This is a genomic window from Cupriavidus alkaliphilus (genome assembly GCF_900094595.1).
GTDB lineage: Bacteria > Pseudomonadota > Gammaproteobacteria > Burkholderiales > Burkholderiaceae > Cupriavidus > Cupriavidus alkaliphilus.
This window is the reverse complement of record NZ_FMAD01000016.1, coordinates 1-20,519: the sequence shown is the minus strand read 5'-3', so window position 1 is coordinate 20,519 and position 20,519 is coordinate 1. Positions and strand designations below refer to the sequence as shown.

The 20,519-nt window shown below is 68.5% G+C and carries 18 protein-coding genes and 1 pseudogene; 7 read left to right on the top strand and 12 right to left on the bottom strand.

From position 1 onward, the window contains the following. Positions 1–44: 44 nt before the first annotated feature. Positions 45–1,001, bottom strand: coding sequence for a tRNA dihydrouridine synthase (locus tag GA0116996_RS25355; RefSeq protein WP_092317199.1), 957 nt, complete (start codon positions 999–1,001; stop codon positions 45–47). 180 nt (positions 1,002–1,181) lie between these two features. Here GA0116996_RS25355 and GA0116996_RS25350 point away from each other — a divergent pair. Both GA0116996_RS25350 and GA0116996_RS25345 read left to right on the top strand, forming a co-directional pair. Beyond that, positions 1,182–1,524: pseudogene (locus GA0116996_RS25350) on the top strand (type II toxin-antitoxin system RelE/ParE family toxin). A gap of 3 nt (positions 1,525–1,527) precedes the next feature. Beyond that, positions 1,528–1,818: an addiction module antidote protein gene (locus GA0116996_RS25345; RefSeq protein WP_012352636.1), complete on the top strand. Its 291-nt coding sequence runs from the start codon at positions 1,528–1,530 to the stop codon at positions 1,816–1,818. A gap of 52 nt (positions 1,819–1,870) precedes the next feature. Here GA0116996_RS25345 and phaR read toward each other — a convergent pair whose 3' ends face one another. The 4 genes from phaR to phaC all read right to left on the bottom strand — a co-directional run bounded on the left by phaR (position 1,871) and on the right by phaC (position 6,699). Further along, entirely contained in the window at positions 1,871–2,422 is a 552-nt protein-coding gene (gene phaR / locus GA0116996_RS25340) for a polyhydroxyalkanoate synthesis repressor PhaR (RefSeq protein WP_018004481.1), read from the bottom strand. Between the two features lie 421 nt (positions 2,423–2,843). After that, positions 2,844–3,584: a 3-ketoacyl-ACP reductase gene (locus GA0116996_RS25335; protein WP_012352634.1), complete on the bottom strand. Its 741-nt coding sequence runs from the start codon at positions 3,582–3,584 to the stop codon at positions 2,844–2,846. Positions 3,585–3,655: 71 nt separating this feature from the next. After that, positions 3,656–4,837 (bottom strand): acetyl-CoA C-acetyltransferase, encoded by a 1,182-nt coding sequence (locus tag GA0116996_RS25330; protein WP_092317196.1) that lies wholly within the window; start codon positions 4,835–4,837, stop codon positions 3,656–3,658. Between the two features lie 80 nt (positions 4,838–4,917). Continuing rightward, positions 4,918–6,699: a class I poly(R)-hydroxyalkanoic acid synthase gene (gene phaC / locus GA0116996_RS25325; RefSeq protein ID WP_092317193.1), complete on the bottom strand. Its 1,782-nt coding sequence runs from the start codon at positions 6,697–6,699 to the stop codon at positions 4,918–4,920. Positions 6,700–7,147: 448 nt separating this feature from the next. Here phaC and GA0116996_RS25320 point away from each other — a divergent pair, with 448 nt between their 5' ends. Next, the gene (locus GA0116996_RS25320) at positions 7,148–7,375 is read left to right on the top strand and encodes a hypothetical protein (protein WP_092317190.1); all 228 of its coding nucleotides are present in this window, start codon (positions 7,148–7,150) and stop codon (positions 7,373–7,375) included. Positions 7,376–7,388: 13 nt separating this feature from the next. Here GA0116996_RS25320 and pgeF read toward each other — a convergent pair whose 3' ends face one another. Together pgeF and GA0116996_RS25310 are read right to left on the bottom strand one after the other, a co-directional pair. Next, positions 7,389–8,192: a peptidoglycan editing factor PgeF gene (pgeF, locus tag GA0116996_RS25315; protein ID WP_092317187.1), complete on the bottom strand. Its 804-nt coding sequence runs from the start codon at positions 8,190–8,192 to the stop codon at positions 7,389–7,391. After that, on the bottom strand, positions 8,176–9,438 hold the full coding sequence (locus tag GA0116996_RS25310; RefSeq protein WP_092317185.1) for an RluA family pseudouridine synthase: 1,263 nt from the start codon (positions 9,436–9,438) through the stop codon (positions 8,176–8,178). The genes pgeF and GA0116996_RS25310 overlap by 17 nt, the downstream gene beginning before the upstream one ends. Positions 9,439–9,455: 17 nt before the next feature. Here GA0116996_RS25310 and GA0116996_RS25305 point away from each other — a divergent pair, with 17 nt between their 5' ends. Further along, positions 9,456–10,286: an outer membrane protein assembly factor BamD gene (locus tag GA0116996_RS25305; protein WP_082818907.1), complete on the top strand. Its 831-nt coding sequence runs from the start codon at positions 9,456–9,458 to the stop codon at positions 10,284–10,286. An 89-nt stretch (positions 10,287–10,375) separates the two neighbouring features. On the opposite strand, the gene yoaA is transcribed toward GA0116996_RS25305, so the two are convergent. The 3 genes from yoaA to GA0116996_RS25290 form a co-directional block, all read right to left on the bottom strand. Next, a complete protein-coding gene (gene yoaA / locus GA0116996_RS25300) occupies positions 10,376–12,553 on the bottom strand; it encodes a DNA repair helicase YoaA (protein ID WP_092317183.1) in 2,178 nt (725 codons plus the stop codon). 75 nt (positions 12,554–12,628) lie between these two features. Then, positions 12,629–12,832: a DUF465 domain-containing protein gene (locus GA0116996_RS25295; protein ID WP_092317180.1), complete on the bottom strand. Its 204-nt coding sequence runs from the start codon at positions 12,830–12,832 to the stop codon at positions 12,629–12,631. Positions 12,833–12,858: 26 nt separating this feature from the next. Further along, complete coding sequence (locus GA0116996_RS25290; RefSeq protein WP_092317177.1) at positions 12,859–13,656, bottom strand: hypothetical protein; 798 nt, start codon at positions 13,654–13,656, stop codon at positions 12,859–12,861. 166 nt (positions 13,657–13,822) lie between these two features. Here GA0116996_RS25290 and GA0116996_RS25285 point away from each other — a divergent pair, with 166 nt between their 5' ends. Further along, complete coding sequence (locus tag GA0116996_RS25285; protein WP_092317174.1) at positions 13,823–16,171, top strand: Tex family protein; 2,349 nt, start codon at positions 13,823–13,825, stop codon at positions 16,169–16,171. 57 nt (positions 16,172–16,228) lie between these two features. On the opposite strand, the gene GA0116996_RS25280 is transcribed toward GA0116996_RS25285, so the two are convergent. Both GA0116996_RS25280 and GA0116996_RS25275 read right to left on the bottom strand, forming a co-directional pair. Then, the gene (locus tag GA0116996_RS25280) at positions 16,229–17,599 is read right to left on the bottom strand and encodes an ATP-binding protein (protein WP_092317171.1); all 1,371 of its coding nucleotides are present in this window, start codon (positions 17,597–17,599) and stop codon (positions 16,229–16,231) included. After that, positions 17,596–18,267 carry a response regulator gene (locus tag GA0116996_RS25275; protein ID WP_092317169.1) on the bottom strand — a complete coding sequence of 224 codons (672 nt, stop codon included), beginning with the start codon at positions 18,265–18,267 and terminating at the stop codon, positions 17,596–17,598. Before GA0116996_RS25275 ends, GA0116996_RS25280 begins: the two co-directional genes overlap by 4 nt. Positions 18,268–18,480: 213 nt before the next feature. Here GA0116996_RS25275 and GA0116996_RS25270 point away from each other — a divergent pair, with 213 nt between their 5' ends. Both GA0116996_RS25270 and GA0116996_RS25265 read left to right on the top strand, forming a co-directional pair. Next, the gene (locus GA0116996_RS25270; RefSeq protein ID WP_092317166.1) at positions 18,481–20,259 is read left to right on the top strand and encodes a glycosyltransferase family 39 protein; all 1,779 of its coding nucleotides are present in this window, start codon (positions 18,481–18,483) and stop codon (positions 20,257–20,259) included. A gap of 3 nt (positions 20,260–20,262) precedes the next feature. Continuing rightward, on the top strand, positions 20,263–20,519 hold a 257-nt coding region (locus tag GA0116996_RS25265), incomplete at its 3' end, for an NAD-dependent epimerase/dehydratase family protein (protein ID WP_141693767.1).

The window sequence follows — 20,519 nt, the reverse complement described above, 5'->3', positions numbered from 1 at the left end:
GCCTGACGCACGACATGCTGCATCGGCCCGCGGTCAGGCCGACGTCACTTCGCGCTTTGCAGGCCTTGCAGGACCTGCGCGATCTGCAGCGAGTCCTGCATGCGCCGGATCGCCGCATGCAGTTCGCCCGCCTGCGGCCAGGTCCGCTTGAGATAGCTGAGCCAAAGCTTGACGCGTCCGTGCTCGTGGCAAGAGGCGATGCGGGCATGCAGCTTGTTCAGGTAGGCCGCGATCTGGCCCAGCACCAGCGGCCATTCTTCGTCCGACGGCGTGCCGGGCATCAGCCCGCGAATGCGCAAGGCCAGGAACGGGTCCGAGACCGCGCCGCGCCCGATCATGACGTCGGCGCAACCGCTGGCTTCGCGGCAGCGCGCCCAGTCCGCGACGGTCCAGACCTCGCCGTTGGCAATCACGGGGATGTCCACGGCCGCCGCAATGCGCGCGATCCAGTCCCAGTGGGCCGGCGGCCGGTAGCCGTGGTCGCGCGTGCGGGCATGCACCACCAGCGAGGCCGCGCCGCCTTCCGCCAGCGCGGTGGCGCAATCGATGGCCAGCGCGGTATCCGAGACACCCAGCCGCATCTTGGCAGTCACCGGAATATTGGCCGGTACCGCGGCGCGCACCGACGCCACGATCCGGTTCAGCAGCGCCGGATTGGTCAGCAGCATCGCGCCGCCGCCATGCCGGTTGACGACCTTGGCGGGGCAGCCGAAGTTCAGGTCGATGCCATGCGGCGACAGGGTTGCGGCATAGGCGGCATTGCGCGCCAGCCACCCGGGATCGCTGCCGAGCAGCTGGATCACCATCGGCGTGCCGCTGCGGGTGTAGCCGCCGGACAGGATCTCGGGCGTGTCGCGCTCATAGACCCGCGCCGGCAGCAGCGACCCCGTCACCCGCACGAATTCCGACACGCAGCCGTCGTAGCCGCCGGCATCGGTCAGCACATCGCGCAGCACATAATCGGCAAGCCCTTCCATCGGGGCCAGGAACAGCCGGCTCATGGCAAGCACCGCGCCGCGGGCACCGGCGCCGGACAGGAGGATTGGAGAACGTTGGACATGGGACGCCGCGCAAACAAGGCGAGTCCCAAACTGAGCCGCCGCTGAAAGATGCGATACAGAGGCCCCGGACGGGGCAAAGCGCGCATTCTACCTGCTTTGGGATTAGGCGGTTTTTCGGGAATCGGTGATTTCAGGGTTGTAGCCTACGGGCTACGGTGTGGTACGCTCAGCATACGCACAACCCATACTTTTTGATCGCTGGTACTCCGCCTTGCGCGACAACGCCGCCAGGATTCGCATCCAGGTCCGAATCGACCGCATGCTGAACGGAAATCCAGGCGATGTGAAAGCCCTTGGCGGTGGCATCTGTGAAATGCGGGTGGATCATGGTCCCGGCTACCGCATCTATTTTCAGCGACGCGGCGAAATTCTTGTCGTGCTTCTCTGCGGCGGCAACAAGTCCACCCAGCACGCTGATATCGACCGGGCACGCCACCTCGCGGCGAACCTTGACCTGGAGTGAGTCATGAAAGAACCTACCCGCCCTTGGGACTCGGCCGCACAACTGCGCAACGAAACGGAAATCGCCGCCTACCTGGACGCCTGCCTGGCCGAAGCCGGGGACGACGATCGTTTCATTGCTTACGCGCTCGGCGTGGTCGCACGCGCCCGCGGCATGACGCGGCTGGCCCGCGAAACCGGCCTGTCGCGCGAAAGCCTTTACCGTTCGCTGTCTGGCGAAGGCAATCCGGAGTTCGGGACGATCTGGAAGGTGATGCGGGCGCTGGGCATTCGCCTGCATGCGAGCGCCGGCTGAACGCCGGCACATGGTGCGGATGCGGCGGGCGACCGCCCGCCGCGGCTTGTTGCTACTTCTTGTCCGGCTGGTTGAACGGGAACGTGCCGAACATGTTCTTGGCCTGGTTCTGCATCTGCTCCTGCATCTGCACGAACAGGTTCTTGCTCTGCTCGATGTAGTTGCTCATCATGCCCTGCATCATCGGGCCCTGCATGTTCATGAACTGCGACCACATGTCGGGGCTGAACGCTTCACCGGAGTAAAGGCCCTTGGAGTTCTCGGCCAGCTTGTTCTGGATGTCGATGAAGGCCTGGATGTTCTTTTCCAGGTAGGTGCCCATCATGCCCTGCATGGCATGGCCGTAGAAGCGGATGATCTGCGACAGCATCGCGCTGGAGAACATCGGCACGCCGCCGGTCTCTTCTTCCAGGATGATCTGCAGCAGAATGCTGCGCGTCAGTTCGTCACCGGACTTTGCGTCGACGACCTTGAATTCCTCGGAATCCATCACCAGCTGCTTGACGTCGGCCAGGGTGATGTAGGTGCTGGTCTGGGTATCGTAGAGCCTGCGATTGGGATACTTTTTGATCAGTCGCTCTGCGCCTTTTTTGGTCGTGGCCATCGGTGCTCTGTCCTTGTGTCGTCGCTGATTGCGCGCTGCTGCACCGCATGGGGTGCAGTGCGCAAATCGGTACCGCCCGCGCCATCTGCTGTTATCGTGCCGGCCGTCTTGCGGCTGTTCGCGCATGGCTGCGCGCCGCGGCCCGCCGTCTCGCCCCCGCGAGGGCCATGCTGCACGACTATGGTGCTGGCTGCGCCGCTGCCCTGATTCTATGCCCAACAAAGCACTAAGAAAAGCGACTGGACTTAAGGAAAACCCGGTAAACGGGCGCGCCGCGGAGCCAATGCCGCATGCCTGGAAATGATTCGCGGGCCATCACGGCCCGCGAAACCGACGGCGAAATCCTGCGCCCGCCGCCTTGTGCGCCGCGCTGGCTGCACCGCAAAACGCGGCCCGCCGGCGCGGCTGGCTGAGCGCCGGGTCAGCCCATGTGCAGGCCGCCGTTGAGCGAGAAGTCGGCGCCGGTCGAGAAGCCGGACTCCTCGGACGCCAGCCAGGCGCAGATCGATGCGATCTCTTCCGGCTCGCCCAGGCGCTTCACCGGGATCGTGCCGACGATCTTGTCGAGCACGTCCTGGCGGATGGCCTTGACCATGTCGGTGGCGATATAGCCCGGCGACACCGTGTTCACCGTCACGCCCTTGGTCGCCACTTCCTGCGCCAGCGCCATGGTGAAGCCGTGCAGGCCGGCCTTGGCGGTGGAGTAGTTGGTCTGGCCGAACTGGCCCTTCTGCCCGTTTACCGACGAGATATTGACGATGCGGCCCCAGCCGCGGTCGGCCATGCCGTCGATCACCTGCTTGGTGACGTTGAACAGCGAGGTCAGGTTGGTGTCGATCACCGCATCCCAGTCGGCGCGGGTCATCTTGCGGAACACCACGTCGCGCGTGATGCCGGCATTGTTGATCAGCACATCGACTTCGCCGACCTCGGCCTTGACCTTGTCGAAGGCCGCCTTGGTCGAATCCCAGTCCGCCACGTTGCCTTCGGAGGCGACGAAGTCGAAGCCCAGGGCCTTCTGCTGCTCCAGCCACTTTTCACGGCGCGGCGAGTTGGGGCCGCAGCCGGCCACCACGCGAAAGCCATCCCTGGCCAGCCGCTGGCAGATGGCGGTCCCGATACCACCCATGCCGCCGGTCACATACGCAATGCGCTGAGTCATGTCCACTCCTTGATTGGCTTTTCGTTATTTGCCGCCGGGCCGCGCCATGCGCGCGCCCGGCGCACCCCTTCTTAATTGCGCTCGACCGCCAGCGCCACGCCCATGCCGCCGCCGATGCACAGCGACGCCAGGCCCTTCCTGGCATCGCGGCGCTTCATTTCGTGCAGCAGCGTCACCAGGATACGGCAGCCCGACGCGCCGATCGGGTGGCCGATGGCGATGGCGCCACCGTTGACGTTGACCTTGGAGGTATCCCAGCCCATCTGCTGGTGCACCGCCAGCGCCTGCGCGGCGAAAGCCTCGTTGATTTCCATCAGGTCCAGGTCCTGCGGAGTCCAGCCGGCGCGCGACAGCGCGCGCTTGGACGCCGGCACCGGGCCCATGCCCATCACCTTCGGGTCCACGCCGGCGTTGGCGTAGCTCTTGATGGTGGCGAGCGGGGTCAGGCCCAGTTCCTTGGCCTTGGCGGCCGACATCACCACCACCGCGGCGGCGCCGTCGTTCAGGCCCGAAGCGTTGGCCGCGGTCACGGAGCCGGCCTTGTCGAAGGCCGGCTTGAGGCCGGACATGCTGTCGAGCGTGGCGCCGTGGCGCACGAACTCGTCGGTCTTGAACGCCACCGGATCGCCCTTGCGCTGCGGGATCAGCACCGGCACGATCTCTTCGTCGAACTTGCCGGCCTTCTGCGCGGCTTCGGCCTTGTTCTGCGAGCCCACCGCGAATTCATCCTGCGCTTCGCGCGTGATGCCGTATTCCTTGGCCACGTTCTCGGCGGTGATGCCCATGTGGTACTGGTTGTACACGTCCCACAGGCCGTCGACGATCATGGTGTCGACCAGCTTGGCGTCGCCCATGCGGAAGCCGTCGCGCGAGCCCGGCAGCACGTGCGGGGCGGCGCTCATGTTCTCCTGGCCGCCGGCGACCACGATCTCGGCGTCGCCCGCCATGATGGCGTTGGCGGCCATCATCACTGCCTTCAGGCCCGAGCCGCACACCTTGTTGATGGTCATGGCCGGCACCATCGCCGGCAGGCCGGCCTTGATGGAAGCCTGGCGCGCCGGGTTCTGGCCCGAGCCGGCGGTCAGCACCTGGCCCATGATCACTTCGCTGACCTGCTCCGGCTGGATGCCGGCACGCTCAAGCGCGGCCTTGATCACCACGGCACCCAGTTCCGGCGCCGGGATCTTCGCCAGCGAGCCGCCAAATTTGCCAACCGCGGTACGGGCCGCGGATACGATGACAACGTCAGTCATGGTGTAGTCCTCTCAATGGAAACGGGGACCCGCAGCCCGCCGGCGCCCGCGCTGGGCGCACGCCGGCGGGGTTGCGGGCATCAAGCCTTGGCTTTGACGTATCGCCCAGGCGCGGGTTCGATCGCAGGATAGCGCGCGTTGCCGTACTCCGCAGGCGCGGCGCGCTTGGCGCCGGCATGGCTGGCCAGCCATGCCGACCAGTCCGGCCACCAGCTGCCGGGATGCTCGGTGGCGCCGGCCAGCCATTGCTGCGGCGACGCCGGCAAGGCGTCGTTGGTCCAGTGGCTGCGCTTCTTCTTTACCGGCGGATTGATCACGCCGGCGATATGGCCGGACGCGCCCAGCACGAAGCGCAGCTTGTTCTTCAGCAGCGCGGTCGAGGCATAGGCCGCGGTCCACGGCACGATATGGTCCTCGCGCGAGCCGTAGAGGTAGGTCGGCACGTCGATGCTGCCCAGGTCCACCGGCGCGTCGCATACGGTCAGCTTGCCGGGCACCTTCAGTTCGTTCTGCAGGTAGGTGTGGCGCAGGTACCAGCAGTACCACGGCCCCGGCAGGTTGGTCGCGTCGCCATTCCAGAACAGCAGGTCGAACGGCACCGGGGTATTGCCCTTCAGGTAGTTGTCGACCACGTAGTTCCACACCAGGTCGTTCGGACGCAGGAACGAGAACGTGTTGGCCAGTTCCAGCCCGCGCAGCAGCGCGCACGGCGCGCCGGCACCGCCGCCCAGCGTGGCTTCGCGCAACTGCACGTGGCCCTCGTCGACGAAGACGTCGAGGATGCCGGTGTCGGCAAAGTCCAGCAGCGTGGTCAGCAGCGTCAGGCTCGCCGCCGGATGCTCGCCACGCGCGGCCAGCACCGCGAGCGCGGTGGAAATGATGGTGCCGCCGACACAGAAGCCCAGCACGTTGATCTGGTCTTCGCCGCTGATGTCGCGCGCGACTTCGATGGCGCGGATGGCGGCGTGCTCGATGTAGTCGTCCCAGGTGCGCGACGCCATGCTGGCATCGGGATTGCGCCACGACACCAGAAACACCGTATGGCCCTGCTCCACCGAATACCGCACCAGCGAACTTTCGGGCTGCAGGTCAAGGATGTAGTACTTGTTGATGCAAGGCGGCACCAGCAGCAGCGGGCGCGCATGAACCTTGGCGGTGAGCGGCTTGTACTGCAGCAGCTGGAAGTATTCGTTCTCGTAGACCACCGCGCCTTCGGTCACCGCGACATTGCGGCCCACTTCGAACGCGGTCTCGTCGGTCTGCGAGATCTTGCCCCGCGTCAGGTCTTCCATCATGTTGCGCACGCCGGCGCGCAGCGATTCGCCGCCCGATTCGATCAGCAGGCGCTGCGCTTCGGGATTGGTGGCAAGGAAGTTGGCGGGCGACATCGCGTCGACCCACTGCGAGATCGCAAAGCGGATGCGCTGGCGCGTCTTGGCATCGGCCTCGACGGCATCGGCGAGTTCGGTCAGGGCGCGGGCGTTGAGCAGGTAGAAAGCGGCGGCGTAACGGTACGGCACGTTGTTGCGCCACGCGTCGCCGGCAAAGCGCCGGTCGTGCAGCGGGCCGGTGCCGTCGGGCTTGCCCTCGGCCAGCGCCTGCCACAGCGCGGCGAAGTCCTTCATGTAGCGCTGCTGGATGTCGGCCAGCTGTGCCGGCGCGATCTTCACGCCTGCCAGCGAATCGAGGCCCGGGATGCCGGCCATCATGCCGGATGCGGCCGCGTGGCCGTTGCCTTCATTGCCCTGCCACTGGCGGGACCATTCCAGCCAGGTGGCTGGATCGAATGGCCCCGGCGTGAACTTGGGTGGTTGGGACTTGCCTTCCTGCGTGGAAGCTGCCGCACCTTTGCCGGTCGCCATGATCAGTTTTGTCTCTCTGCCGTCACTATTCGAACCGGCTCCGGGCATTGCCCTGGCCGGCGCTCTGCATGGGGAGATGCTATCCGAATGGACCCGGCTGCGGCCCTCCCCGCAGCGGGAGGGTCAGCCGGCACATCTGCCCTGGAACTGGCCTGGAACCCCGGGTCGCACAAACCTGCGGCCAGGGCTTGCATCCATTCCGATAGCGGCTCCCTTTTATCCGGCGGGCGCGGCTCCTGGGTTGCCAGCGCCATGCGTTATGCTTGCCGGAAAAACCTGGGAATCGTCAGCGATTCCGAGACATTCGAGGCCATTGTTGCCTTGCAACGCGCGCGCTGTCAATGCGGAAATCCGCCCCGGCGCCGCGCGCTGCCCGACCTACCGGACGGTAATGCAGCACACGCACCTGCCGAGGCCATCGAGCATAGTCGAGAAGGATGAAATTCTGATGTACATCGTGGCCATTGGCTGGCTCTACGTGGCGCTGATGATGGCGATCACCGAGCACAACGTGGTGGCGGGGGTCGCCACCTTCCTGATGTATGGGGTCGCGCCGGTCGCGCTGGTGCTCTACATCATGGGCACGCCCGGCCGGCGCCGGCGCAAGGCCGAGGCCGAACGCGCGGCGGAGAAAGGCGCCCCGGCGAGCGAGGCAGCGAAGCGCGCGGACGACTAAGGCGGCGCCGCGCTCAGTCGGCCAGCCAGACCAGGCTGGCCATGCGGCCGGTCACGCCGTCGCGCCGGTAGGAGTAGAAACGCTCGGCATCGGCAACGGTGCAGGCATCGCCGCCGTGGATGTCGACGCAGCCTGCGCGGGCCAGGCGCGTTCGCGCCAGCGCATAGATGTCGGCAAGGTACTTGCCAGGGGCCCCGGCGCGGAACGCCGCGGCCACCGCGGTCTGTTCGCCCGGGCGTGCCTGCGCGAGAAAGGCCTCGCGCACCTCGGCGCCGACCTCGAAGGCGTCGGCACCGATCGCCGGACCCAGCCATGCCAGCCAGCGCGTGGCCGCGCCGCCGGCGGCCGCCTGCATCCGCGCCAGCGTGGCCTCGATCACGCCATGGCACAGGCCGCGCCAGCCCGCATGCGCGGCCCCCACCACCGTCCCCTGCGCATCGCACAGCAGCACCGGCAGGCAGTCGGCCGTCATCACGGCGCAGACATGGCCCGGCGTGAGCGCCAGGCTCGCATCGGCCTGCGGCACGGGATCGCCCGCTGCGGCCACATGGTCGACCGTCGCGACCGCGCAGCCGTGCACCTGTTCCAGCCATTGCGGCATCGATGGCAGGCACGCGGCCAGCCGGGCGCGGTTGCGCGCGACGTGGGCCGGATCGTCGCCAACGTGGGTACCCAGGTTCAGGCCGCCGGGCATGCCGCCGGCCAGCCCGTACGGCCCGTGGCTGACCCCGCCCTGGCGCGTGGTCGACAATGCGCGCACGCGCGCCGGCGCCGGCCAGTCCGGCACCAGCCAGGCGGGATCAGGCGTCGCGCTCATCGCCGTCACTGTCGTCATCGTCATCGTCGCCGGCGTATTCCCAGTGGGCCTCGCCGCCTTCCCACACTTCGTCCCAGGCCTCGTCTTCGTCGTCGGCCTGCGCGCTCTCGAAGTCGAGTGCATCGATCAGCGCCTGCAGGTCCTCGGGCGGCTGCGCGGTCCACGACATGTGCTTGCCGGTCGCCGGATGCACCAGGCCGAGCTTGTACGCATGCAGCGCCTGGCGCTCGTAGGGCACCGGCAGCGGCACGCGGATCGCGGGACGCTGGCCACGCTGGGTGGCGCGGAAATAGACCGGGTCGCCCACCAGCGGATGCCCGATCGATTCGAAATGCACGCGGATCTGGTGGGTGCGGCCGGTCTCGAGCTTGCACATCACCATCGACACGAAGCTCCGCCCCAGCGGCACCGTCGCCAGCGTGCGGAAATGCGTGCGCGACGGCTTGCCGCTGGCGGTCTGCACGATCGCCATGCGGGTGCGCTCGCGCGGGTCGCGGCCGATGGGCGCGTCGATGGTGCCCTCATCATAGGTGCGACCCCAGACCAGCGCGATATAGGTGCGCTTGACCGTGCGCGCCTGCAGCTGCCGCACCAGGTCGGTCTGCGCCGTCAGCGAGCGCGCCACCACCATCAGCCCCGAGGTCTCCTTGTCGAGCCGGTGCACGATGCCCGCGCGCGGCAGCGACGCGGCGCCGGGGTCGCGATGCAGCAGGCCATTGAGCACGGTGCCGCTCCAGTTGCCGGCGGCGGGATGCACCACCAGCCCGGCGGGCTTGTTGATCACCAGCAGGGTGTCGTCCTCGTAGACCACGTCGAGCGGCACGTCTTCGGGCGCAAAGGCCGACGATTCCGGCGCGGCCTGCGGCTGCACCTCGATCCGGTTGCCCATCTGCACCGCGTCGCGCGGACGGCGCACCTGGCCGTCGACACGCACCGCGCCGCTCTCGATCCATTGCTGCAGGCGGCTGCGCGAAAACTCGCTGAAGTGACGCGCCAGCAATTTGTCGAGACGCTCGCCATGCGAGGCACTGTCCACCTCCAGCGACAGGGTCATGGCCGCGTCGGCCGCTTCGGCGGCGCCGCTGGGCGCGCCGGCGGCATCGTCGAATTCTTCCTCGCTGGCCTCGAAATCGGCCACCACCGCGGCGGCGCGCACCCGTTCGGGTGGCAGTCCTCCCACGCCATCTCCGGCTTCCGGGTTGGGCTGGGGGCTTGGGCTATAATGCTTGACGCTATTTTTCTTCATCCGGGATACGATTGCCCATGCAATTGCAGAGCATGAAACGCGCGCGCTGGCGCACGACAATTGGAGCGGTTCTGCTCGCAGGCGGCTGCGTCATGCTGTCGGCATGCGGCCTGCTCGCGGACCAGCCCGACGAGACCGCCGGCTGGTCGGCCAACAAATTATATTCGGAAGCCAAGGATGCCCTCGATGGCGGCGACTACACCCGCGCCGTCAAGCTGTATGAAAAGCTCGAGGGCCGCTATCCGTTCGGGCGCTATGCGCAGCAGGCGCAGATCGACACCGCCTACGCCAACTACAAGGACGGCGAGACCGCGGCCGCGCTGGCGGCGGTGGACCGCTTCATCCAGCTGCACCCGAACCACCCCACCATCGATTACGCCTACTACCTGAAGGGGCTGATCAACTTCAACGACAACCTCGGCTGGCTGGGCCGCTTCTCGGGCCAGGACCTGAGCGAGCGCGACCCCAAGGCGGCGCGCGCCGCCTACGATGCCTTCCATACGCTGATCACGCGCTACCCGGAAAGCAAGTACACGCCTGACGCCACGCTGCGCATGCAGTACATCGTCAACTCGCTGGCCCAGCATGAAGTGCATGCCGCGCGCTACTACTTCCGGCGCGGCGCCTACCTCGCCGCGGTCAACCGCGCCCAGCAGTCGCTGAAGGACTACGACGGCGCGCCGGCCAACGAAGAGGCGCTGTACATCATGATCCGCTCGTACGACGCGATGGGCATGAAAGACCTACGCGACGACACCGCGCGCGTGATGGAGAAGAACTTCCCGGAGAGCGACTTCATCAAGTACGGCGCGCGCCGCAAGGACAAGTCCTGGTGGGAAGTGTTCTGACGCCGCCGCGCCGGCAGCAATAAAAAACGGGACGTGTCGGATGACCGTCCCGTTTTTCTTTTGCCGCGATCCGTCGCGATCCGTCGCGATCAGTCGGCGGCCGCATCCCCGGCGCCGGGCTCGACCTGCTGCCCGGCGGGCGCACCGCGCAGCGACTCGAGGAAGCGCACCACCGTTTCCGCCTCGCGCGTGCGCGTGAACGGCGGCAGGCTCTGCCAGATCTGGCGCCCGTAGGGCTTCTCGACCAAGCGCGTATCGAAGATCGCCAGCACGCCGCGATCCGACTCGGAGCGGATCAGCCGCCCCGCCCCCTGCTTGAGCGTGATCACCGCATGCGGCAGCTGGTGCACGGCAAACGGGCTCAAGCCCTTCTTCTGCAGCACTTCCATGCGCGCGGCCAGCACCGGATCGTCGGGCGGCGCGAACGGCAGCTTGTCGATGATCACCAGCGACAGCGCCTCGCCGCGCACGTCCACGCCTTCCCAGAAGCTCTGGCTGCCCACCAGCACCGCATTGCCCAGCTCGCGGAAGCGGTCCAGCAGTTCGGTGCGGCTGGCCTGGCCCTGCACCAGCAGTGGCAGGTTCAGGCCGCGTTCGGCAAAGGCATCGTAGAGCAGGTCCGAGGCGCGCTGCACCGCGCGCAGCGTGGTGCACAGCAGGAAGGTGCGCCCGCCGGCCGCCTCGATCAGCGGCAGCGCGGCCTGCACCACCGCATCGGTGAACTGCGGCGACTGCGGCGCGGGCATGTCGCGCGGCACGTACAGCAGGCCCTGTTTGGCGTAATCGAACGGGCTCGGCAGCGTCAGCGAGCGGTCCTTGTCGAGCCCCAGCTGCGCGGCGTAATGGGTGAAATTGCCCTTCACCGACAGCGTCGCCGAGGTGAAGACCCACGCGCGCGGCTGGCCGCCGCGCTGCCGCGTGAAGATCGGCGCGATCGACAGCGGCGTGCGGTGCAGCTGCACGGTATGCGAAAACACCTCGACCCAGCGCACCGTTTCCGGGCCTGCGGACGGCGCGGCCTCGCCCTGCTCCTCGCCGTCGGTTGGCTGCGGTGCCGGCGCGGCCGCGGCATCGGTGCGCCAGGCGGCCAGCTTGTTTGCCAGCTCGAGCGCGCGGCGATGGCATTGCTGCAGCGATTCGGCGCGCTCGGCCTGGCTTTCAAGCATCCCGACGAAGTCCGACAGCGCCGCGTCCAGCGCATCGAGGGTCTCGTTGAAGGGTTCGGCGATGCGGCGGTCGGCTTCGATCTGGCCCAGTGCCAGGCGCGCGTTGTCCTTGCCGAAGGCCAGGCGCAGGTCGCGCGCGGCGCGTTCCAGCGGCGCGCCCAGCGCCACCCAGTCGACCGCATCGCGCGCATGCGACAGGCCCTCGGCCACGGTGTCGCGCGCGATCTCCAGCAGCTGGCTGGTCGACAGGGTCTCGCCGAAGAACAGCGTCGCGGTCTCGGGCAACTGATGCGCTTCGTCGAAGATCACGGTGTTGGCGGCGGGCAGCAGCTCGGCCATGCCGGTGTCGCGCAGCACCACATCGGCGAAGAACAGGTGGTGGTTGACCACCACCACGTCGGCCTGCTGCGCTTCCTTGCGCGCGCGCATCACGAAGCAGTCCTTGTAATACGGGCATTCCGAACCGAGGCAGTTGTCGCGCGTGGAGGTCACCATCTGCCACACCGGGGCGTTCTCCGGCACCGACGCCAGTTCCGCCTTGTCGCCGGTGGCGGTTTCCTTGATAAAGCGCCCGATCTCGCGCAGCCACGCCGCATCCTGGCGCGAGGCCAGGCGCCCGCCGGCCTGCGCGCGCTCCAGGTGGTAGTGGCAGACGTAGTTGGCGCGCCCCTTGAGCAGCGCCACCGAGACCGGCACGTTGAGCGCGTGGCGCACGGTCGGAATGTCGCGCAGGAACAGCTGGTCCTGCAGGTTCTTGGTGCCGGTGGACAGGATCACCTTGCCGCCCCACAGCATCGCGGGCACCAGGTAAGCGTAGGTCTTGCCGGTGCCGGTGCCGGCCTCGACGATGACGGCGTCGTTCTGCGCGATCGCGCCGGCGACGGCCTCGGCCATCTTGTGCTGCGAGGCACGCGGGCGGTAGCCGGGAATGGCCTGGGCCAGCGTGCCGGTATCGGCAAAGATGGTGGCAAGCTCGGCGCCGCGGCTGGCAGCGGCATCTGCCTGCATGGCGTGGGCAGGCGCCGCGGCCTCGCTGGGGTCGCTCGGGGCGCTCGGGTCGCTGTCCAGGGACAACTGGCGGGAATCGGGAAGATCGGACAAGGTGGGGAATGTTGTATGGGCTGCGGCAAACCGGCGGCGCTTGCCGGCATCGCCGCGCCCGGGGCGCGACGGCGCTCAGGCCGGCACGTCGGGTTCGAGCTGAAGCTGCAGCAGCGTGATGGCGTCCTTCAGCTTGAGCCGGCGCTTCTTCAGCCGGCGCAGCTGCAATTCGTCATGGACCGCATCGTCGGCCAGCCGGTCGATCAGGAAGTCGAGATCGCGGTGCTCGATCTGCAACTCCATGATGCGCCGTTCGAGGGTATTCAGGTTGCTGTCCATCCATGCCTCCGCTGCCATCACCCGGCTCAGAAGCCGAACGGGCGCGGCGCCGACGCCGGGCCGCCCTGTTGCTGCTCCCGGGCCTTGGCGCGCCGCTCTTCCAGCGCCTTCTGGCGCTGCTCGAGGTCGCGCTGCTTGTCTTCGTACGCCTTCACGTTCTCCTGGCGCTGGCGGGCCTGTTCCGCGCCCTTCTGCTGCGCCTCGCGCATGCGGGCATCGAAGTCGGACTGCTTCTTTTCATAGGCCTGGGCGTTGGCGGCACGCTGCGGGGCGTCGGCCTGTCGCTGCGCGTCGCGCAGCTGCTGTTCCTGCTGTTTTTTCTCGTAGGCCTCGCGGCTGGACTGCTCGCTGGCGGCGCGCTGCGGCTGGCTGGCCTCGAACTCGGCACGGCGCAGGGCCTGCTCGCGGTCGCGCTCGGCGGCGCGGTGGGCGCGCTCGGCCTCGCCCACTTCCAGCTCGCGCTTGCGCAGCACCTGCAGCTCCTCGCGCTGGATTTCCTTGGCGTTGTCGATGCAGCGGGTGACGAAGAACTTGCTGTAGCACTCGCGCTCGGCGGCGGCAAAACGGTAGTTGGTCCAGGCGCGCGAGTCCCCGATGGCCTTGCGCTCGGCGGCAAAGTCACGCGCGGCGGCGGGTGCGGCGCTGGCGGCGGGCGCCGATGCCTGCGCCTGCGCCGCGCGCAGCGGCATCAGCGCGGCACAGGCCGCCACGGCCACGGCGGCCAGGGCACCGCGGCGGATCAGGATGAAATCGGGCACGTTGGCGAAGGATGGCATGGCCGGGAGGGTGGCCTTGGCGGCGGCCGGGCGGGGCTTGACGATCATGTCCGGATTCTAGCATCCGGGCCGGAGCGCGGCCTGCCCGCCGGCCCCTGCGCAGGTGCGGGCAACGCCTCCCGCCGGAGCCACGGCGCCGGCCCCGCCGGAGGCCAGCGCGCTTGTGGCAAAATGCCCCGCTTTCGACTGACTGCGTCTCACGCTGCGTTCCACGATGTCCAACCTGCCCGCATCCGTCTCGCAAAAGATCGTTTCGCTCATCGCGGCCGAACTGTCCGTGCAGCCCCGCCAGGTGGCCGCGGCCGTGGCGCTGCTCGATGAAGGCGCCACCGTCCCCTTCATCGCCCGCTACCGCAAGGAGGTCACCGGCAACCTCGACGATACGCAGCTGCGCAACCTGGAAGAGCGCCTGCTGTACCTGCGCGACATGGAAGACCGCCGTGCCGCGATCCTGGCGTCGATCGAGGAACAAGGCAAGCTCACGCCCGAGCTGCAGGCCGCGATCGAAGCCGCGCAAACCAAGCAGGCGCTGGAAGACCTCTACCTGCCTTACAAGCCCAAGCGCCGCACGCGCGCCCAGATCGCGCGCGAATGCGGGCTGGAACCGCTGGCGCTGGCCTTGCTGGCCGATCCCACGCTCGACCCGCAGACCGAGGCGGCGAAGTACGTCAACGGCAACCCCACCGCCGACGGCGGCGTGCCCGACGTCAAGGCCGCGCTCGACGGCGCGCGCGACATCCTGTCGGAGCAGTTCGGCGAAACCGCCGAACTGCTGGGCAAACTGCGCGAGCACCTGTGGAACAACGGCGTGGTCGCGTCGACCGTGATGGAAGGCAAGGAAACCGCCGAGGAAGAGAAGTTCCGCGACTACTACGCTTACAGCGAAACCATTCGCACGGTGCCGTCGCATCGCGCGCTGGCGCTGTTCCGCGGCCGCAATGCCGGCGTGCTGATGGTCAAGCTGGGGCTGGGCGAAGAGCAGGACGCGCTGGTGCCGCATCCGTGCGAAGGCATGATCGCGCGCCATGTCGGCATCCAGCAGCTGGGCCGCCCCGCCGACAAGTGGCTGGGCGACGTGTGCCGCTGGTGCTGGCGCGTCAAGGTGCAGCCGCACCTGGAGACCGAGCTGCTGACGCAGCTGCGCGAGACCGCCGAGAGCGAGGCCATCAAGGTGTTCGGCCGCAACCTGCACGAGCTGCTGCTGGCGGCGCCGGCCGGCCCCAAGTCGGTGATGGGGATCGACCCGGGCATCCGCACCGGCTGCAAGGTAGCGGTGGTCGACAGCACCGGCAAGCTGCTGGAAACCGCCACCATCTATCCGCACGAGCCGCGCCGCGACTGGAACGGCTCGCTGGCCGTGCTGGCGCGCCTGGCAAGGCAGCACGGCGTGGCGCTGGTCTCGATCGGCAATGGCACCGCCAGCCGCGAGACCGACAAGCTGGTGCAGGACCTGATGAAGCAGATGCCCGAGCTCAGGCTGACCAAGATCGTGGTCAGCGAGGCCGGCGCCTCGGTCTATTCGGCGTCGGAGCTGGCCGCCAAGGAATTCCCGGACCTGGATGTGTCGCTGCGCGGGGCGGTGTCGATCGCGCGCCGGCTGCAGGACCCGCTGGCCGAGCTGGTCAAGATCGATCCCAAGTCGATCGGCGTGGGCCAGTACCAGCACGACGTCAACCAGCGTGAGCTGGCGCGCGCGCTGGACGCGGTGGTCGAGGACTGCGTCAACGCCGTCGGCGTCGACGTCAATACCGCCTCGGCGCCGCTGCTGGCGCGCGTGTCGGGCCTGAATTCGGTGCTGGCGCGCAATATCGTCGAGTTCCGCGACGCCAACGGCGCCTTCGCCAACCGCAATGCGCTGAAGCAGGTGCCGCGCCTGGGCGACAAGACCTTCGAGCAGGCCGCGGGCTTCCTGCGCATCAACGACGGCGACAATCCGCTCGACCGCTCGTCGGTGCACCCGGAAGCGTATCCGGTGGTGCAACGCATCCTGGACCACGTCAAGAAGGGCCTGCGCGATGTGATGGGCAACCGCGAGGCGCTGCGCGGCCTGTCGCCGGAAAAGTTCACCGACGATGCGTTCGGCCTGCCCACCGTGCGCGACATCCTGTCCGAACTGGAAAAGCCGGGCCGCGACCCGCGCCCGGAATTCAAGACCGCGACCTTCCAGGAAGGCGTCGAGGACGTCAAGGACCTGCAGCCCGGCATGGTGCTCGAAGGCGTGGTCACCAACGTGGCCGCGTTCGGCGCGTTTGTCGATATCGGCGTGCACCAGGACGGCCTGGTCCATATCTCGGCGCTGTCGAACAAGTTCGTCAAGGACGCGCATGAAGTGGTCAAGGCCGGCCAGATCGTCAAGGTCAAGGTGATGGAGGTCGACGTCAAGCGCAACCGCATCGGCCTGTCGATGCGGCTGGACGACGAGCCCGGCCAGGCCGCGGCGCGCGCCGGTGGCGGCGACCGTGGCGGCCAGCGCAATGGCGGCGGCAAGGGCTTCGGCGGCGGCCGCCGCGAGCCGGAGCCGGCCGGCGCCATGGCCGCCGCCTTCGCCAAGCTCAAGCGCTGAGCGCGCCTGCTTCGGCCACGACGCCCCGCACGGGAAGCCGTGCGGGGCGTTGTCTTTTCAGCCGCCGTGGACGATGCGCACGGCCAGGCCTGTGCCGGTGCCGGCTCCACCCTGAGCCTGGTCCACGCGGTTGGCAAACGCCATCTCCAGCCCATGCAGCCGCGCCACCCGACGCGCGATGGAAATGCCCAGGCCGTGGCCCTGCTCGCGCTGCCCGGCGCCGCGGAAGAAGCGGTCGCCGAGGCGCGCCAGCAGCTCCGGCGCGACCCCGGGGCCCTGGTCGCGCACGGTGACGCTGTCGGGCCGGAACTCGACCCGCACCAGCGCGCCCGGCGGGCTGTAGCGGATGGCGTTGTCGAGCAGGTTGCGCAGCAGCAGCGACAGCAGCGCGGGGTCGCCCGCGACGGGCAACGGCGACTGGCCTTGCGGCGGCCAGGCCAGTTCCACGTCGACCTGCTTCTGCTGCGCCAGCGCCAGGCAATCGGACAGCGCCTGCTGTGCCACCGTCACCCAGTTGACCGGCTGGCGCGACGGCAGCCCGGCGGCGTCTTCGAGCCGGCTCAGCGTCAGCAGCTGCGACACCAGCCGGCCGATGCGGTCGATGCCGGCCGCGACATTGGCCTGCGCCAGCGCGCGTTCGTCGCGATCGGGCGAGCGTTCGGCGATTTCCCACTGTGCCTTGAGCGCGGCCAGCGGCGTGCGCATCTCGTGCGCGGCATCGGCGGTCAGGCGCCGCTCATGCTCGATCGAATCGGAAACGCGCGCCAGCAGCCGGTTCATCGCATGCACCAGCGGCACCAGTTCGCCGGGCACGGCATCGAGCCCGAGCGGACGGCGATCGTCCGCGGCGCGCGCCTCGATATCCGCGGACAGCGTGCGCACCGGCGCCATCGCGCGTCGCATGAAGCCGATCAGCAGGCCGATCAGCAGCGGCAGGCCCACCGCCCACGGCAGCACCTGCGCGGCGATGTAGGACAGAATCAGCTCATTGCGCTCGCCCAGCTGCTGGCCCACGCACACGCGCCAGCCGGTATCGGGATCGTCGAGGTAATAGAGCCGCCAGCGCTGCCGCTCGAGCGTGACGTCGGTAAAGCCCTTGACGCCCTCGGCGCGCGGCAGCTTGTCGCCGTCGGGATCGATATGCAGCGGCTTGCCGTCGGGCAGCCACGCGGCGATGGCCAGGTCGCCCAGGCCGGCGTCGCCCAGGTCGCCCTGGTCGAGCCGCGGCACGCGCGCGCGCGACATGCCGGCGCCGATGTCGACCAGCGGCACCACCGACTGCATCTGCAGCGCCATGCGCACCATGTCGGTGTCATAGAGCTCGTTGATCTCGTGCCGCGCCCGCACATAAGTCATGCCGAGTGTCAGCAGCCATACCACCGGCGCGGCCACCAGCACCGCCAGCACCAGCCTGCGCTGCAACGTCATGCGCAGTCCTCGGCCGCGCCCAGCGTGTAGCCGGCGCCGCGGAAGGTGCGCACGATCTTCGGATGGATCTTGCGGCGCAGGTGGTGGATATGGACCTCGAGCGCATTGCTCTCGATGCCGCCCTGCCAGTCATAGAGCTTGTCGCGCAGCACCTCGCGCGTCAGCAGACGGTTGGGATGGGCCAGCAGCAGCTCCAGCAGCATGGCTTCGCGGCTGGTCAGCTCGACCGGCTTGCCCTGCCAGTACGCCTGGCGCGCGGCCGGGTGGAAGCTCAGCGCGCCGTGCTGCCACACCGGCGCGGACATGCCCGCCGCACGGCGCGTGACCGCGCGCAGCCGCGCCGCCAGCTCGTCGAGCGCGACCGGCTTGACCAGGTAGTCGTCGGCACCGGCATCGAGCCCGCCGATGCGGCTGTCGACGGCATCGCGCGCGGTCAGGACGATCACCGGGATGCGGCTGCCGCGCGCGCGCCAGCGTGCCAGCAGGGTCATGCCGTCATCGCCGGGCAGGCCCAGGTCCAGCACCACGGCATCGTAGTGGGCGAGCGCGAGCGCGTGGTCGGCATCGGTGCCGTTGCGGAACCAGTCAACTGCGTAGTCGAGCAGCTGCAGGCCGCGGCGCAGGCCGTCGCCCAGCATCGGGTCGTCTTCAACGATAAGGAGTCTCATGCTCTGGAGTGGCCTGGAGGTATCACGGCAGCTGCTGGGACAAAAGGCGCGGCCGCTTAATGTGCCGTTAAGGTTCGCAAATTATGCTCCGCACACGTTTCCGGCACTGTCCGTACAACGCGGCGCACCGCGCCGGCGTGGACATGCTCCGCTCGCGCCGGCCTGCCCGCGCTTGCCCGCGCCCGATTTTCCGCCCATTCCGAGCCACCCCGCATGCCCCAGCATTCCGATCGCCTTGCCGCCGAGCCCGGGCCTATCGCCGCCAGGGCTGCCTTGCGCGTGGACGGCATGCCGGCGCTGGCACCGGCGCTGGTAGTGCTGGCCTTTGCGCTGCTATGGTTCGGCACGCTCGGCATGCGCCACCTGCTCGGTCCCGATGAAGGCCGCTATGCCGAGATCGCGCGCGAGATGCTGGGCAGCGGCGACTGGGTCACGATCCGCTACGACGGCCTGAAGTACTTTGAGAAACCGCCGTTCCACATGTGGATGACGGCGCTGTCGTACGCCCTGTTCGGCATCGGCGACTGGCAGGCGCGGCTGTGCGTGGCGCTGGCGGGCGCAGCGGGGCTGGGGGTATCGATGCTGGCGGCCGCACGCTGGTTCGGCGCCCGCGCCGGGCTGATGGCCGGGCTGGTGCTGGCCAGCGCGCCGATGTGGAACATCGCGGCGCATTTCAACACGCTCGACATGACGCTGTCCGGCGCCATGGCGTGCGTGCTGGCCACCCTGCTGCTGGCGCAGCATCCGGCGGCGACGCCCGCCGCGCGCCGCCGCTGGATGCTGGCGTGCTGGGCGGCAATGGGCGTGGCGGTGCTGACCAAGGGGCTGGTCGGCGTAGCGCTGCCCGGGCTGGTGCTGGTGCTCTACACCGGCGTGACGCGCGACCTGTCCCTGTGGCGGCGCCTGCATGCGCCCGCCGGGATCGCGCTGATGCTGCTGGTGGCGGTGCCGTGGTACTGGCTGGTGGCGCAACGCAACCCGGAATTCCTGCGTTTCTTCTTCATCCATGAGCACTGGCAGCGCTATACCTCGACCGTGCACGCGCGCACCGGCGCGCCGTGGTATTTCGTGCCGCTGCTGGCGGGCGGATTCCTGCCATGGCTGGGCTTGCTGCCGGGCATGGTGCGCGCGGTGACGCAGCGCGCCGGGGTGGCGCATGCAGCCGGCATTGCCCTGCCGTTCCAGCCCGCGCTGATGGCGGCGATATGGGCGCTGTCGATCTTCGTGTTCTTCAGTCTGTCGGGTTCGAAACTGCCGGGCTATATCGTGCCGATGTTCCCTGCGCTCGGCATCCTTGGCGGCGTGGCGCTGACGCAGAGCTGCGAGCGGACCTGGAGCCGGCAATTGCGCGCCATGCTGCTGCTCGGCGCCATTGGATTGCTGGCAAGCCCGCTGGTGGCCAAGCTGGATGCCAACAACACCCCCAACGCGCTGTACCGCAACTATGCAATCTGGGCAGCGCTGGCATGCGCGCTGGTGCTGGCAAGCGCCGCCGCGGCGCTGTGGCTGCTGCGGCGCCGGGGCCGCATGGCCAGTGTCACGGGCTATGCCTTCGGCATGCTGCTGGCATTTTCCATCGCGCTGCTCGGGCACGAAGCCATCGGCCGTGCGGCTTCGGGCATCGACCTGGTCGCGCCGATCGCGCGCGTGCTGCGGCCCGGCATGCCGCTGTACGGCGTCGGCATGCTCGACCATACGCTGCCGTTCTACCTGCGCCATCCGCTCACCATGGTGGCGCAGGCTGACGAACTCGCCTTCGGCGCCGCGCAGGAGCCGCGGAAGTGGGTGCCGACCGTCGCTGCCTTCGCCGACGCCTGGCAGCATGGGCCGCGCGCCGTCGCGCTGCTGTCGCCGCAAGCGTTTGCCGAGCTGAGCGCGCGCGTCCCCATGCATGTCGTCGCACGCGACTGGCGCCGCGTCGCAGTGTCCAACTTTCCCCTGGCCGGGCGCGAGGCGCGCCGGCTTGTTTCCGACTCCCCTGCCATTCCTTAACGCATGCCAGTCAAGAAAGTACTCATCCTCGGCGTCAACGGCTTTATCGGCCACCACCTGACGCGCCGCATCCTGGAAACCACGCCGTGGGAGGTCTACGGCATGGACATGAACACGGACCGCCTGGGCGACCTCGTCGACCACCCGCGCATGCACTTCTTCGAGGGCGACATCACCATCAACCGCGAGTGGATCGAGTACAACATCCGCAAGTGCGACGTGGTGCTGCCGCTGGTCGCCATCGCCACCCCCGCCACCTA

Coding starts and splice junctions, on each gene's coding strand:
- GA0116996_RS25345 (WP_012352636.1), top strand. CDS start 1,528: ATGAAAGAACCTACCCGCCCTTGGGACTCGGCCGCACAACTGCGCAAC.
- GA0116996_RS25280 (WP_092317171.1), bottom strand. CDS start 17,599: ATGACGTTGCAGCGCAGGCTGGTGCTGGCGGTGCTGGTGGCCGCGCCG.
- pgeF (WP_092317187.1), bottom strand. CDS start 8,192: ATGAGCGCGACGCCTGATCCCGCCTGGCTGGTGCCGGACTGGCCGGCG.
- GA0116996_RS25285 (WP_092317174.1), top strand. CDS start 13,823: ATGTCCAACCTGCCCGCATCCGTCTCGCAAAAGATCGTTTCGCTCATC.
- GA0116996_RS25290 (WP_092317177.1), bottom strand. CDS start 13,656: ATGATCGTCAAGCCCCGCCCGGCCGCCGCCAAGGCCACCCTCCCGGCC.
- phaR (WP_018004481.1), bottom strand. CDS start 2,422: ATGGCCACGACCAAAAAAGGCGCAGAGCGACTGATCAAAAAGTATCCC.
- GA0116996_RS25305 (WP_082818907.1), top strand. CDS start 9,456: ATGCAATTGCAGAGCATGAAACGCGCGCGCTGGCGCACGACAATTGGA.
- GA0116996_RS25330 (WP_092317196.1), bottom strand. CDS start 4,837: ATGACTGACGTTGTCATCGTATCCGCGGCCCGTACCGCGGTTGGCAAA.
- GA0116996_RS25335 (WP_012352634.1), bottom strand. CDS start 3,584: ATGACTCAGCGCATTGCGTATGTGACCGGCGGCATGGGTGGTATCGGG.
- GA0116996_RS25275 (WP_092317169.1), bottom strand. CDS start 18,267: ATGAGACTCCTTATCGTTGAAGACGACCCGATGCTGGGCGACGGCCTG.
- GA0116996_RS25310 (WP_092317185.1), bottom strand. CDS start 9,438: ATGAAGAAAAATAGCGTCAAGCATTATAGCCCAAGCCCCCAGCCCAAC.
- GA0116996_RS25355 (WP_092317199.1), bottom strand. CDS start 1,001: ATGAGCCGGCTGTTCCTGGCCCCGATGGAAGGGCTTGCCGATTATGTG.
- GA0116996_RS25295 (WP_092317180.1), bottom strand. CDS start 12,832: ATGGACAGCAACCTGAATACCCTCGAACGGCGCATCATGGAGTTGCAG.
- phaC (WP_092317193.1), bottom strand. CDS start 6,699: ATGGCGACCGGCAAAGGTGCGGCAGCTTCCACGCAGGAAGGCAAGTCC.
- GA0116996_RS25320 (WP_092317190.1), top strand. CDS start 7,148: ATGTACATCGTGGCCATTGGCTGGCTCTACGTGGCGCTGATGATGGCG.
- GA0116996_RS25270 (WP_092317166.1), top strand. CDS start 18,481: ATGCCCCAGCATTCCGATCGCCTTGCCGCCGAGCCCGGGCCTATCGCC.